Source organism: Microbacterium sp. M1A1_1b (assembly GCF_053345565.1).
The window spans coordinates 401,551-414,932 of sequence record NZ_JBKFAJ010000002.1; the positions used below are offsets into that span (position 1 = coordinate 401,551).

The window sequence follows — 13,382 nt, forward strand, 5'->3', positions numbered from 1 at the left end:
CCGCCTGACGGACAGGAGGCGCGCGGCGGCCCCGCCACGGGCCTCCCGTCTCATCGCCGGTGTCGGCCTCACCCCGCCAACCGGCCCAGCAGATCGGCCAGCGTCCGCCGCTCGGCTTCGCCGAGCGGCGCGAAGAGGTCGTCGAGCACCTGGCCGGCGATCCGGTGTCCCTGGTCGAGGGCCGAGCGGCCGGCCGGCGTCAGCGCGTGCTCGATCCGCCGTCCCTGTCCCGCCGACCGGACGATCAGCCCGCGGTCGACCATGCGGGTGGCGAGCGTGCCGAACGCCTGATCGCTCTGGAACGTCGCGACTGCCAGGTCGTGGCCCGAGGCGCCGGGCATCCGGTCGATCGCCCGCAGCGCGTCCCACTGCACCAGGGTGACGCCGACGTGGTGGAGCGCCGTGTCCATCGTGCGGTGGTTGCGCCACTGCGTGCGTTTGATCGCCTGCCCGAGTCGTTCCAGGTCCGTCGTCATGGTGCTACCGTATCAACACACGTAGATAAACATGTTGAGACAGGACGCGACGATGAACCCCACCACCACGGACCCCACCCGGACCGCACTCGTGCTGCACGGGGGCGGTGGACCGATGACCGTCGCACCGATCGTGGCGCACCTCGCCCCGACGATGCACGCCGTCGCGCCCACGCACCCGGGCTGGGAGGGCACTGAGCGCCCCGAGGACATCGCCTCGGTGGCGGACCTCGCGGCGCTGTACCTGGAGCGACTCCTGACGGACGGTGACCGGGACGCCGTCGTGGTCGGCTCGTCGATCGGCGGGTGGATCGCCCTCGAGATCGCGGTGCAGGCGGCGGCGGACGACCGGTTCGCGGGTGTGCTCGGCGCGGTCGTCGTGATCGACGCCGTCGGAGTCGTGGTGCCGGGGGAGCCCGTCGCCGACTTCTTCGCGCTCGACGCCCGCGGGCTGGCCGAGGCCGCCTGGCACGACCCCGAGCGCGGCTACCGGGACCCGGCCGCGGCGACCGACGAGCAGCGTGCCGTCCAGCAGTCGAACGGTGCCACGATGGCCGCCCTCGCGGGACGCGGGATGAGCGACCCATCGCTGCTTGAGCGGCTCCGAGCGATCACCGTCCCGACGCTCGTGGTCTGGGGTGCGAGTGACCAGATCGTCACGCCGGGGTACGGCAGCGCGCTCGCAGCCGCGATCCCGGGCGCGGCCTTCGTCGAGGTCCCGGCAGCAGGACACCTGCCGCACCTCGAGGCGCCGCAGGACACCTGGGCGGCGATCGACCGGTTCCTCGCAGCGCACTGACGTGCGACGGCGGACGGTGCGGGTCAGACGACCTCGGTGACGACGACCCACACCCAGAACGCCACGACCGCAGCCAGCGCCACGGCGTGCGCGACCCGGTGCGCGGCGACGACGGCCACGAACTCCCGCAGGAACGCACTCGGCACGTAGTAGCGGGCGGTGCGGGCCCCGACGACCTCGGCGTCGCTGCCGATGCTCCGCGCCAGCATCGCCGCCCGCATGACGTGGTAGTTGCTCGTCGCCACCACCACCGACCCGGTCAGCCCCCCGTCCTGCTGCACGCGCTGCGAGAACCGCAGGTTCTCGTCGGTGTTCGTCGACCGGGTCTCGGGCAGGACCGCGGTCTCGGGGACCCCCTGCGCCACGAGGTACTCGGCCATGGCCGCTCCCTCGGCGCGGGACTCGTCGGGACCCTGTCCGCCGGACGGGATCATCACCGTCGACCGGCCCCGCGCGACCGAGTGCCGCCACACCGCGATGCCCTTGTCGAGTCGGGACCGCAGGAGCGGGGGGACCTGCCCGCGCACCAGGCCGGAGCCCAGGACGACGACCACGTCGGCCTCGCGGGGCTTGTCGACGTGCCCGTACACCAGGGCCGAGAGCAGGAAGACGAGGAACACGATGCCGACGTACCCGGCGACGGCGAGCACGAGCAGGAACGCCGCCTCGCCGAACGTCGACCCCGAGCGCAACAGCACGGCGAGTGCGGCGATCACGACGACCAGACCGAAGCCGACCACGAGTGACAGCAGGTTGCCGAGGCTGCGGCCCTCGCGCCGGAACATCCGGACGCCGTTCGCGATGAGGAACCCGGCGAGCACGACGACCCCCACGGGGAACAGCAGGATCGCACCGACCAGCAGGACCTGGACGGCGGGGAACCGCGTCGCGACCACCTCGACCACGCCGAGCACGCCGAAGAACAGCGCACCGAGCAGCAGGACGCCGTTGCGGAGCATCCGGCGGTCGCGTCGCCGCAGGGCGACGTAGCCGAGTGCGCAGACGACGGCGAACGCGAGGAGGACCACGGGACGAACCTAACGGTCGGGACTGACGGACTGACGGACTCACGGACAGGAGGCCCGGTGCCAGCTGGCACCGAGCCTCCTGTCCGCGGGGTGGGAACGCCTAGACCAGCGCGGTGAACGACGCGTCGCGCACCAGCAGGGTCGCGGCGTCGCCGTCGACCCGCTGGTCCGGGTCGCTCGACAGCCCGAGCGACCACGTCCCACCGCCCGGCTTGGCGGGCAGGGTGAACTCGATCGTCGTCTCGGACGCGTTCAGCAGCACGGCCACCGTGTCGTCGCCCTGCTCGAGTACGAGCATCACGGCGCGGTTGCCGACGTCGGCCCAGTCGGCGTCCTCGAAGCCCGCGTCGTCCGCGCGCAGCACCGACACCGTCGACGGCGAGTCACCGGGTGCCGTGCGGTACCACTCCGGACGCAGCGCCACGTGCTCCTTGCGGAAGGCGATGGCCGAGCGGGTGAACGCCAGCAGGTCCTGGTCGGCAGCGGCCCAGTCGAACCACGAGATCGCGTCGTCGTGGCAGTAGGCGTTGTTGTTGCCGCCCTGCGACCGGGCGATCTCGTCGCCGCCCAGGATCATCGGCACACCGGCGGACAGCAGCAGCGTGCCGAGGAAGTTCCGACGCTGCCGGTCGCGGTAGTCGTTCACGGCGCCGTCGTCGGTCGGCCCCTCGATGCCGCCGTTGAACGAGGTGTTGTTGCTCTCGCCGTCGTTGTTGTCCTCACCGTTCGCCTCGTTGTGCTTGTCGGCGTACATCGTCAGGTCGGCGAGCGTGAACCCGTCGTGTGCGGTGACGAAGTCGACCGAGCAGACCGGTGCGCGGCGCGACCCCTCGTACACGTCGGGGCTGCCCAGGAACCGCTGGACGGCGTCGCCCAGGATGCCCTCGTCGCCGCGCCAGAACGCGCGCATGTCGTCGCGGTACTTGCCGTTCCACTCGGACCACTCGGCGGGGAACCCACCCACCTGGTAGCCGGCGGTGTCCCACGGCTCGGCGATCATCTTGACCGTCCGCAGCACGGGGTCCTGGTGGATGATGTCGAGGAACGCCGAGCGGCGGCTGGCCTCGTTGTCCTGACGGGTCAGCGTGGTGGCCAGGTCGAAGCGGAAGCCGTCGACGTGCATCTCCTCGACCCAGTAGCGCAGCGAGTCCGCGATCAGCCCGAGTGCGGTCGGGTGCGCGACGTTGAGCGAGTTGCCCGTGCCCGTGGTGTCGAAGTAGCTCGACCCGTCGTCCTCGACCAGGCGGTAGTACGACGGGTTGTCGATGCCCTTGAACGAGAGCGTCGGGCCCATGTGGTTGCCCTCGGCGGTGTGGTTGTAGACCACGTCCATGATGACCTCGAGCCCCGCGGCGTGCAGGGCCTTCACCATCTGCTTGAACTCCGCGACCTGCTGGCCGGCCGTGCCCGAGGACGAGTACTCGTCGTGCGGCGCGAAGAACCCGATGGAGTTGTAGCCCCAGTAGTTGCGCAGGCCCTTGTCGAGCAGGGTCGAGTCCTGCACGAACTGGTGCGTCGGCAGCAGCTCGACCGCCGTCACGCCCAGGTCGACCAGGTGCTGGATCGCCGCCGGGTGTGCCAGGCCGGCGTAGGTGCCGCGGATCTCCTCGGGGACGTCGGGGTGCTGCTTCGTGAAGCCCTTGACGTGCACCTCGTACACGACGCTGTCGGCCAGGCTCGTGCCCGGGTGGGTGTCGCCCTCCCAGTCGAACGTGCGGTCGGCCACCACGGACTTCGGCATCGCGCTCGCCGAGTCGGTGTCGTCGATCTGGTCGGGGTGTTCCATGTCGTGGCCGAACAGTGCCTGGCCCCATTCGTAGGTGCCGTCGATCGCGGTGGCGTACGGGTCGAGCAGGAGCTTGGCGGCGTTGTGGCGCAGGCCGTTCGCGGGGTCCCAGGGGCCGTGCACGCGGAAGCCGTAGCGGGTGCCGACGGTGACCTCGGGCACGATGTCGTGGAAGGTGTAGCCGGTGCGGTGGGTGAGCTCCGTGCGGTGCTCGGTCCCGTCGTCGTCGAAGCGGCAGAACTCGACACGGTCGGCGGTGGTGGAGAAGAGAGCGACGTTGGCGCCGCCGTCGACGAGCGTGACGCCGAGCGGCGATCGCGTTGAAGAGGTCATGGGTCCAGTTGTACTGACGGGGCGCTGTGCTTGCGGGCGGTCCCCGTACCCCGTCGCGTACGGTGATCACCATGTGGTGGTGGATCGGGGCCGGGATCGTGCTGACGGCGTTGCTGGTGCTCTGGTTCCTGCTGCACCGGTCCACCGATCTCGGTGCGCGGTCCCGCCGGTTCGAGGGGTCGGACCCGGAGGTCGCCGAGGCCCTCCGCCAGGCCGAGATCGAAGCGGCACGGGGCCGTATGCACTTCTGACGGGAGGCCCGTGGTACGTCACGACGTCGTCCGCCGGTACACGGAACGGGCGGCAGAGTACGCGCAGCAGCTCGGCACGATGGCGCACGTCCACCCCGCTGACGAGCACCTGGTGACCAGGTGGGCGCGGGGCCTGGACGGCGCCGTGCTCGACGCCGGGTGCGGACCAGGGCACTGGACCGCGCACCTGGTCGAGTGCGGGTGCGACGCCGTCGGGGTGGACGCGGTCCCGGTGTTCGTCGACCACGCACGCCGGTCGTCCCCGGCCCTGACCTTCGAGGTCGGCGACCTCGGCGCCCTGACCGCTCCGGACGACGCGTTCGCCGGCGTGCTCGCCTGGTACTCGCTCATCCACCACGAGCCCGCGGCGCTGCCAGCCGTGCTCGCCGAGTTCGCGCGGGTCCTCGAACCCGGTGGGGGACTGCTCGTCGGGTTCTTCACCGGCGCTGCCGTGGAGCCCTTCGACCACGCGGTCACCACCGCGTGGCGCTGGTCGCCCGCGGCGCTCGCCGCAGTCCTCGACGCAGCGGGCTTCGAGGTGCTCGAGACCCACACCCGCAGCGTTCCGGGTGACCGGCCGCGCCCGCACGGCGCGATCGTCGCTCGGCTGCTGTCGTCGTGAGTCCGCGCGGCGCTCGCCGCGTCCGTTGACCGCATCGCACTCCCTGACGGACACCGCGCCCCGCAGCGACGGGGCGCGGTGTGTGTGCGGGGGTGCGACGTGCGCCGGAGGGGCGCTGTGGGCTCAACGTCAGCTCGAGGCGACCGGGTGCAGCAGGACGCGCTCGGGAGCGGCCCCGAGCAGGTCGATGATCCGCTCGTGCCGCTGCTCGACCTCGGTGTTCGACTCGGCGTAGTGACGGTCGAACGACTCCTGGTCGCGGTAGAACTCGACGATCCGGATGACGTCTCGATCCTCGTCCTCGCGCATGACGAGCCAGTCGACCGGGCCATCGGCGTCCGCTTCGTCGTGGACGTCGGTCAGCAGCTGCGCGAGCGCATCGCCTTCGCCGGGGACCGCCCGCATCATCAGCAACACCCCGGGTCTGGTCGTTTCGGACATCGGTACTCCTTCGCGGTGACGGCATCCGTCCGATGCTCGTTGGAACGGCGTTCCAGAAGAAGTATGGAACGACGTTCCACGACGTGTCAAGATGGACCGTGCCCAGCAACAGGACGCGCCCCGTGCGACGAACAGACCCGCTGTCACAGGAGCGTCTCGTCGACGCGGCGATCGAGATCCTCGACGCGGAGGGTGAGGACGCGTTGACGTTCCGGCTGCTCGCCGCCCGCCTCGCGACCGGACCGGGAGCGATCTACCACCACGTCGCGAACAAGGACGAGTTGCTCAGCGCGGCGGCTGAGCGGATCATCGCCGGCGCGATCGCCGAGGCCCCCGCTCACCCGGATCCGGCCAGCGCGATCCGGGCCACAGCACTCGCGGTGTTCGACGCGATCGACGCCCACCCCTGGCTCGGAGCGCAGCTCGTCCGGGAACCGTGGCAGATCGCCGTCATCCAGCTCTTCGAGACGATCGGGCAACGCATCCGACAACTCGGCGTGGCAGAGCCCGCGCAGTTCGACGCGGTCTCGACACTGGTGAACTCCGTGCTGGGTCTGGCCGGACAGTACGCGGCAGGAGCGCGGCTGCTCGGGCGTCACACGGACCGGACCGCGGTCCTCCGCGGGATCGCCGTCCAGTGGGAACAGCTCGACCCGGCGACGTTCCCCTTCATGCGCGGTCTCGCGGCGGGACTCGACGTGCACGACGACCGGTTGCAGTTCACCGCCGGCGTCGACCTCATCCTCGCCGGTCTCCGAACCAGCTGAGCGCAGCGGTCGCGAGTCGACAGCGCGATGACCGATGCGGCGCCACGGGTCGAGCTCCGCCCGCGCGCGACCGCTGCGTGCTCTGGTACCGTTCGGCACCCGTGCAGCAACCGGAGGAGGTGGCACCCGTGAACGAATTGACGATGGTGCTTCCCCTGGGAGTCACGGTCGGACGGCAGGTCGTCCGGGAGCGCCGCTGATCAACAGCACTCCCGAAAGGCGCGACCATGCACTTCACCGCACAGCAGACCCTCGACGACGCCGTCTCCGAACGCGCATTCACGATCGGTGACATCCCGGGCCTCCTCTGGACGCCTGCCACAGTGTCCGCATCCGAGCCCGCACCGATCATCGTGCTGGGGCAACCGGGCAGCCTCGGGACGCAACGGATGTACCCGCGCCTGGCAGCGCGTGCGCGCGCAGCAGCCGCAGATGGCTTCGCAGTGGCCACGCTCGAGATGCCCGGGACGGGTGGGCGTCCGCCGCTCCCCGGTTCGGATCGAGCCCGGGCAGACCTCGCAGCCTCACTCGCCGCAGGAACCCCGCCGACCGAAGACACCATCGACCGACTGGTCCTCCCCCTCGTCGACGCGGTGGTGCCGGAATGGCAGACCATGCTCGATGAAGTACTCGACCTCCCCGAGGTCGGTGGAGCGGTCGGTGTGTCCGGTGGGGTGATCGCTGTGGGCACCCGTCTCGCGGCGATCGACGCACGCGTCGCCGCAGCCGGTCTCTTTGCCGGCAGCTACGTGCCCCGCACGACGATCGAAGAGGCCCGCGGCGTCTCGGCCCCGCTGCACGTCCTCCTGCAGTGGGACGACGCCGGCAACGACCGAGCCCGGTCGTTGGAGCTCTTCGATGCCTTCGGCTCCGCGGAGAAGACCCTCTCCGCCAACACCGGGGGCCACACCGGGGTGCCGGCCTTCGCGGGTGACGAGGCCGCACGCTTCTTCGCCCGACACCTCGGTGGCGCCGCCACACGATGAGCGTGGCCAGCCGAGGAGCTCCTCCGAGCTCCGGATCGAACGCCCGGGGCCGGCGGGGACGGGCTCAGCGGGTCCAGGGGTCCTCGGGGCGACGGCCCGGCCGGAACCCGAAGTGCTCGAGCATCGCCACGGCCTCGGGGAACCCGTGTGCCAGGACCTCGGGTGTGTGCGCATCGCTGCCGAAGGTGAGCGCGCGTCCGCCCTCGTCGGCCCACCACTCGGGATCCACGACACCCACACCCGCAGCGTTCCCGCTGACCGGCCGCGCCTGCACGGCGCGGTCCTCGCACGCCGGCGCTGACCGGCGGGAGGCCAGGTGTACGTCCCGACGTCGTCCGCGGGTACACGGAACGGTCAGCCGAGTGCGCGGCGCAGTTCGGAATCGTGCCGACGAGGACCTCGTCACGGATCCTCACAAGCTGTCAGTGACGGACGCCTTGCAAGGGTCTGGAAACGAGCTCGATCGGGGTCAGCCGGTACCCGAGTGGCGTCGCGTGGCGGTCGCGTCTGGACAGTGCACTCCGCTCCCGATCGCGCTGACGCGATCGCCCCGAGGCGGGCAGTCCCCGGGAGCTGGTTCCCGACGCAACTCGCTGGTCGGCTCGTGCCAGAGGTCGGCATCGGCCACCACCACCAGCGCATCCTCGACGACCCTGGTGCGGACGTGCACCGCTGCGAGTGACTGCACGTGGGCGTCCATGGTCGTCAGTCGATCTCGGGCGGCGGGCCGACTCGGTGCCTATCGACCCGGACGCAGCCGCGTCGCGCGCGTCTCGAAGGACGTGTCGTCGTGTGGTCGGCGGATGCCCGTGATCCGGATGTCGCGGCGCGCAGGCGACGACGGGTCTCGGAGGTCTTCACGCGATCACCGTCGGGTCCAGGGGTCCTCGGGGCGACGGCCCGGCCGGAACCCGAAGTGCTCGAGCATCGCCACGGCCTCGGGGAACCCGTGTGCCAGGACCTCGGGTGTGTGCGCGTCGCTGCCGAAGGTGACCGCGCGTCCGCCCTCGTCGGCCCACCACTCCGGGATCCACGACCACAGCCGGCGGGTGTTCATCTCGAGCGCACGACCGGACCGCGCGATCGCCCGCATCGCCGCCCGGAACCCGTCCTCGAACGCCCGGGGGTCGAAGGGTCCCTCGGTCTCGGAGGGCCAGGCGCGGACCGCGTAGTCGATGTGCGTGAACACCTCGAACACGCTCGACCCGTCGACCATGCGCGGGACTTCGTCCAGGTACGCCCACACCACGTCGGCCGCCGGGCGGTGCCGGTAGAGCGTCATCGGCTCTGCGCGCAGCCCGTCGTGGAACGGCAGCATGTGCAGCGAGCCGTTCACCCGGTCGATCGCACCCGAGTCGAGCACGGAGGACGCCGCCGACTCCCACAGGTGCGGCTGTCCGAACTCCAGCCCGGTCAGGATCCGCAGGTCGGGGAACGCGTGCCGGCACCGGTCGATCTGCTCCCGGTAGCCGTCCAGGTCGAACACCGGCAGTCGCACGATGCCGTCCGCGTCGACGTACTTCGTCTCGTGGTGGGTGAAGTCGCCCTCGTCCACCTTCCAGGCGTCCTCGAGGTCCAGGTGCTCGGTGAACACCAGCGCCGGCAGCCCGATGCGCATCGCCCGGGCGCAGGTTCGCCACATCAGGTCTGCGGAGTCGGGTGCCGAACCGGCGTCCCAGGAGAACTGGCTGTGCACGTGCGCGTCGGCGGGCAGCGTCATGGGCTCGACCCTGCCACATCCGCACCGGTCAGAGCACGCGTTCGAGCAGCCGGAGCGTGCCGGCGATGTCGATCCGCCGGTCGAGCAACCACTGCACCTGCAGGCCGTCGAACGCCGCGATGATCAGCGAGGCGACCTGGTCGAGGTCGGCGTCGGAGTGCCGGCCGGACGCGGCGAGTTCGTCGCGGAGCAGCGTGGCGAAGTCGGTGCGCGCCTGCTCGAACCGTGCCGAGAAGAAGTCCCTGGCCGTCTCGTTCCCGGATTCGACCGACGCGCCGAGCAGCGTCGTGTACAGCGTCACGAGCGCGGGCTCGCGGACGTTGTCGTTGGCGGACGCGGTCAGCCGGTCGAACACACCCGGCAGGTGCTCGACCGCCCGCACCGATTCCTGGTCACGCTGTCGGAGGACCTCGACCAACAGGGCCTCGCGGGACGAGAAGTAGTGCCGGAGTGCCGCGTGCGAGACCCCGATCGCCTCGCCGATCGCCCGCAACGAGGCGCCGTCGATGCCCCGCGACTCGATCACCTCGAGCGTCTGGTCGAGGATCTCCTGCCGGCGCTGCACCCCCTTGGCGTAGGGGCCCCGGGGGCCGGGTGTGTCGCTGGAGCTCACGGCGACGACCCTACCGGCCGCACAGCAGCGGCCATGGAGACCGCAACAATGCGAACAAAAACTTCCACACGGGGGTTTTCGGTGCTACATTCCCGATCACCTACCAGCACTAGGTATTGGAGGGCAGCGATGCCCCTGATGACTCGAGGAGGAGTCATGTCGACACCGACGTCGAACGAGAAGCACGGGATCGCATCAACCGCGTCCCCCGAATCCACCGCAGCGGCAGCAGCGCTCGCGGCGGAGGGGATCACCCAGCCGGTCGCCACCCAGCGCGTCACCCGCGGCTACCTGTGGGGGCTGAGCCTGGCGCAGTTCGGTCTGTTCGCAGCACTGCTCACACCGGTGTTCGTGAGCATGTCGCTCAAGGCATCGCAGATCAACCCGGAGAACCCGGAGCTCGTGGTCGGCGCAGTCCTGCCGATCGGCGCATTCGGTGCCCTGCTCGCGAACCCGCTCGCCGGCGCGCTGTCGGACCGCACCCGCACCCGGTGGGGCCGTCGGCGCCCGTGGATGGTGGGGGGCCTGGTCGTCTTCATGGTCTCGCTCGTCTGGCTCGCCTTTTCGACGAACCAGCTGCAGCTCACGCTGGGCTGGCTCGTCGCGCAGATCGCTGCCAACGCGGTCTTCGCGGCGCTGACCGCGAGCTTCGCGGACAACGTCCCCGAGTTGCAGCGCGGGAAGGCGTCGAGCGTCATCGCGCTCGCGCAGAACCTGGCGATCCTGGCCGGCATCTACCTGGCCGTGTACCTGGTGGGCAACGTCCCGCTGCTGTTCATCGCCCCGGGCATCTTGGCGATCGTGCTGATCCTGGTCTACTGCTTCGTCGCGAAGGACGAACTGCCGACCTACACGCTCAAGAAGTTCACCTGGCTGAACCTGATCTCGTCGTTCTGGACGAACCCGATCAAGAACCCCGACTTCGGGCTCGCCTGGTGGGGCCGCTTCCTCATCACCTTCGGCACGTTCATGTTCACGACCTACCGCGTGCTCTACATGGAGAAGCACATCGGGCTCGAGCCGGCCAAGGCCGTCGCCGCAGTCGCCTTCGGCGTGCTGCTCTACACGATCGCCCTCATGATCGCCGCGGCGATCTCGGGCTGGCTGTCCGACCGGCTCGCCCGGCGCAAGGTCTTCGTCTGGAGCTCCACCGCACTGACCGCCGTCGGTCTGATCGTCCTGGCGCACTCGGACACCGTCGAGAGCTTCTACGTCGCCGAGGTCATCATGGGCTTCGCGTTCGGCGTCTACACCGCCATCGACACGGCGCTGATCGTCGACGTGCTCCCCAACGCCGATCGCCCCGGCAAGGACCTCGGCGTGATCAACATCGCCAACGCCCTGCCGCAGTCGCTCGCACCCGCCGTCGGCCTGTTCCTGCTCCACGTGGGCAGCACCGCCGGGCAGAACTACACGCTCATGCTCTGGGGCGCCGGCGTCGCCGTGATCCTCGGCGCGCTGGTCATCTTCCCCATCAAGTCGGTCCGCTGACCGACGCCACCAGCCTGGAGGCGCGACCTGCGTCGTCGACGCACCCCGCGCCTCCAGGCAGTCACCTGACCCACCCACGGAAAGGACCCGACATGGCTCCCGCCATCTCGTTGCAGCTCTACACGGTGAACGCCGCCCTGGCGCCCGACCTGGACGGCGGCGTCCGCCGCCTGGCCGAGATCGGCTTCGACACGGTCGAGGCGTTCGCGTTCGTCGACCGCGCTCCCGAGCTCAAGGCCGCGTTCGACGCCCACGGCATCGCCGCCAAGACAGGGCACGCGTTCCTGGTCGAGGAGTCGATCCCGCTGCCCGACGGCACCGTGATGACGGCTCCGTCCCACGCTGACACGTTCGCCGCGGCGAAGACACTCGGCATCGAGATCGTCATCGACCCGTTCGTCGGACCGGACCACTGGACCACGCGCGACGGTGTCGAGCGCGTCGCACAGCGCCTCAACGCCGCCGCTGCCGAGGCCGCCCAGCACGGCATGCGCGTCGGGTACCACAACCACGACCACGAACTCCGGCCCCGCATCGACGGCAAGCCCGCGCTGCATGTGCTGGCGTCGCTGCTCGACCCGGGCGTCGTGCTCGAACTCGACCTGTACTGGGCGTCCGCCGCCGGCATCGACGTCGTCGCGTTCGTGCAGGAACTCGGCGACCGCATCGTCGCCGTGCACGTCAAGGACGGCCCGATGCGCGAGGGCATCTCGACCGCCGAGGTCCCGACCGACCAGACCCCGGCCGGGCAGGGCGACGTCCGCCTGGCCGAGGCACTGGCCGCCGCGACGGCGCTGGAGTACGCGGTGATCGAGTTCGACGGCTTCGACGGCGACGTGTTCGACGGGGTCGCCCAGTCCTACCGGTGGCTGGCGTCCACGCTGTCCGCTCCGGCCGCAGCGGAGGTGTCCGCATGACCCGCACGGGCCGGGTCGGCATCGGGTTCATCGGTGCCGGCATGATCAGCGAGCAGTACCTGACCAACCTGACGACGTTCCCCGACGTCGAGGTCGTCCGCATCGGCGACATCGACACCGAGCGGGCGGCTGCCTCGGCGGCGAAGTGGGGCGTGCCGGCGTCGGGCACCGGCGACGACGTGCTGGCGGACGCGGACGTCGAGATCGTGATCAACCTGACGCTGCCCGCCACCCACGTCGAGGTCTCGACCGCGGCACTGCGCGCGGGCAAGCACGTGTGGAGCGAGAAGCCGATCGGGGTCGACCGGGCCTCGGCCGCGGGTCTGGTGGCGCTGGCGGACGAGCTCGGGCTCAAGCTCGGCATCGCGCCCGACACCGTGCTCGGCCCGGGGTGGCAGACCGCCAAGCGCGCGATCGCCTCCGGTGCGATCGGCACCCCGCTGACCGCGGTCACGAGCATGCAGTGGCAGGGCCCCGACGTGTTCCACCCGAACGCCTCGTTCCTGTACGCCAAGGGTGCCGGTCCGCTGTTCGACATCGGCCCGTACTACTTCACCGCCCTCGTGCACCTGCTCGGCCCGATCGAGTCCGTCGTCGCCACGGGCTCGAAGTCCCGCGACACCCGGTCGCTGGTCGTCGGTCCGAACGCCGGGCAGGAGTTCCCGGTCGAGGTGCCCACCCACGTGTCCGTGCTGACCTCGTTCGAGCAGGGCGGCAACGCGCAGTCGCTGCTGTCGTTCGACACGCCCCTGTTCCGGCACGGGGTGTTCGAGGTGAACGGCACCGAGGGCACCATCGTGCTGCCGGACCCGAACACGTTCGGTGGCGGGCACCCGATCCGCATCGCACGGCCGATCCCGGTCGGGGCGTCGTTCCCGTTCGAGCAACAGTGGGAGACGGTGCTCGACGAGGAACCGACGGTCGGACGTGGCCTGGGCGTGCTGGACATGGCGCGGGCGATCCGGGGCGGGGGAGCGCACATCGCGACCGGGCACGTCGGCTACCACGTGCTCGATGCGATGGTCGCTGTCGAGGAGTCCGTCGAGCGACGGTCGTTCGTCGAGGTCGAGTCGACCGTGGCGCCGATCCCGTCGCTGCCGGAGGACTTCGACCCGCTGGCGTCGACGCTGGAGTCCGTGGCCGTCTGAGCCG

The 13,382-nt window shown here is 70.6% G+C and carries 15 protein-coding genes; 8 read left to right on the top strand and 7 right to left on the bottom strand.

Translation table 11 applies throughout. The annotated features are described in order from the left end of the window. Window positions 1–68: 68 nt before the first annotated feature. On the bottom strand, window positions 69–476 hold the full coding sequence (locus ACLBWP_RS06475; RefSeq protein WP_447654544.1) for a MarR family winged helix-turn-helix transcriptional regulator: 408 nt from the start codon (window positions 474–476) through the stop codon (window positions 69–71). 52 nt (window positions 477–528) lie between these two features. Between ACLBWP_RS06475 and ACLBWP_RS06480 the strand changes: the two genes are divergently transcribed. Beyond that, entirely contained in the window at window positions 529–1,275 is a 747-nt protein-coding gene (locus tag ACLBWP_RS06480) for an alpha/beta fold hydrolase (RefSeq protein WP_447654545.1), read from the top strand. Between the two features lie 23 nt (window positions 1,276–1,298). Here ACLBWP_RS06480 and ACLBWP_RS06485 read toward each other — a convergent pair whose 3' ends face one another. Both ACLBWP_RS06485 and glgX read right to left on the bottom strand, forming a co-directional pair. Further along, a complete protein-coding gene (locus tag ACLBWP_RS06485) occupies window positions 1,299–2,303 on the bottom strand; it encodes a YdcF family protein (protein ID WP_447654546.1) in 1,005 nt (334 codons plus the stop codon). A 100-nt stretch (window positions 2,304–2,403) separates the two neighbouring features. Then, window positions 2,404–4,422 (bottom strand): glycogen debranching protein GlgX, encoded by a 2,019-nt coding sequence (glgX, locus tag ACLBWP_RS06490; protein ID WP_447654547.1) that lies wholly within the window; start codon window positions 4,420–4,422, stop codon window positions 2,404–2,406. A 71-nt stretch (window positions 4,423–4,493) separates the two neighbouring features. On the opposite strand from glgX, the gene ACLBWP_RS06495 reads away from it, so the two are divergent. Together ACLBWP_RS06495 and ACLBWP_RS06500 are read left to right on the top strand one after the other, a co-directional pair. After that, window positions 4,494–4,673, top strand: coding sequence for a hypothetical protein (locus tag ACLBWP_RS06495; protein WP_447654548.1), 180 nt, complete (start codon window positions 4,494–4,496; stop codon window positions 4,671–4,673). A 10-nt stretch (window positions 4,674–4,683) separates the two neighbouring features. Continuing rightward, complete coding sequence (locus ACLBWP_RS06500) at window positions 4,684–5,295, top strand: class I SAM-dependent methyltransferase (protein WP_447654549.1); 612 nt, start codon at window positions 4,684–4,686, stop codon at window positions 5,293–5,295. A 129-nt stretch (window positions 5,296–5,424) separates the two neighbouring features. Here the strand turns inward: ACLBWP_RS06500 and ACLBWP_RS06505 are convergent, their stop codons facing one another. Beyond that, the gene (locus ACLBWP_RS06505; protein ID WP_447654550.1) at window positions 5,425–5,736 is read right to left on the bottom strand and encodes an antibiotic biosynthesis monooxygenase; all 312 of its coding nucleotides are present in this window, start codon (window positions 5,734–5,736) and stop codon (window positions 5,425–5,427) included. Window positions 5,737–5,858: 122 nt separating this feature from the next. On the opposite strand from ACLBWP_RS06505, the gene ACLBWP_RS06510 reads away from it, so the two are divergent. Together ACLBWP_RS06510 and ACLBWP_RS06515 are read left to right on the top strand one after the other, a co-directional pair. Beyond that, window positions 5,859–6,503: a TetR/AcrR family transcriptional regulator gene (locus ACLBWP_RS06510; protein WP_447654551.1), complete on the top strand. Its 645-nt coding sequence runs from the start codon at window positions 5,859–5,861 to the stop codon at window positions 6,501–6,503. 227 nt (window positions 6,504–6,730) lie between these two features. Then, complete coding sequence (locus tag ACLBWP_RS06515; RefSeq protein ID WP_447654552.1) at window positions 6,731–7,489, top strand: alpha/beta hydrolase; 759 nt, start codon at window positions 6,731–6,733, stop codon at window positions 7,487–7,489. Between the two features lie 64 nt (window positions 7,490–7,553). Here ACLBWP_RS06515 and ACLBWP_RS06520 read toward each other — a convergent pair whose 3' ends face one another. The 3 genes from ACLBWP_RS06520 to ACLBWP_RS06530 form a co-directional block, all read right to left on the bottom strand. Beyond that, window positions 7,554–7,727 carry a hypothetical protein gene (locus ACLBWP_RS06520; RefSeq protein WP_447654553.1) on the bottom strand — a complete coding sequence of 58 codons (174 nt, stop codon included), beginning with the start codon at window positions 7,725–7,727 and terminating at the stop codon, window positions 7,554–7,556. Window positions 7,728–8,354: 627 nt separating this feature from the next. Continuing rightward, window positions 8,355–9,209, bottom strand: a complete 855-nt coding sequence (locus ACLBWP_RS06525; RefSeq protein WP_447654554.1) for a PHP domain-containing protein — start codon at window positions 9,207–9,209, stop codon at window positions 8,355–8,357. Between the two features lie 28 nt (window positions 9,210–9,237). Next, window positions 9,238–9,822, bottom strand: a complete 585-nt coding sequence (locus ACLBWP_RS06530; protein ID WP_243563123.1) for a TetR/AcrR family transcriptional regulator — start codon at window positions 9,820–9,822, stop codon at window positions 9,238–9,240. Window positions 9,823–9,978: 156 nt separating this feature from the next. Between ACLBWP_RS06530 and ACLBWP_RS06535 the strand changes: the two genes are divergently transcribed. The 3 genes from ACLBWP_RS06535 to ACLBWP_RS06545 all read left to right on the top strand — a co-directional run bounded on the left by ACLBWP_RS06535 (window position 9,979) and on the right by ACLBWP_RS06545 (window position 13,378). Further along, window positions 9,979–11,313: an MFS transporter gene (locus ACLBWP_RS06535; RefSeq protein ID WP_447654555.1), complete on the top strand. Its 1,335-nt coding sequence runs from the start codon at window positions 9,979–9,981 to the stop codon at window positions 11,311–11,313. Between the two features lie 92 nt (window positions 11,314–11,405). After that, on the top strand, window positions 11,406–12,230 hold the full coding sequence (locus ACLBWP_RS06540; protein WP_447654556.1) for a sugar phosphate isomerase/epimerase family protein: 825 nt from the start codon (window positions 11,406–11,408) through the stop codon (window positions 12,228–12,230). Continuing rightward, window positions 12,227–13,378, top strand: a complete 1,152-nt coding sequence (locus ACLBWP_RS06545; RefSeq protein WP_447654557.1) for a Gfo/Idh/MocA family protein — start codon at window positions 12,227–12,229, stop codon at window positions 13,376–13,378. Before ACLBWP_RS06540 ends, ACLBWP_RS06545 begins: the two co-directional genes overlap by 4 nt. Window positions 13,379–13,382: the final 4 nt, after the last annotated feature.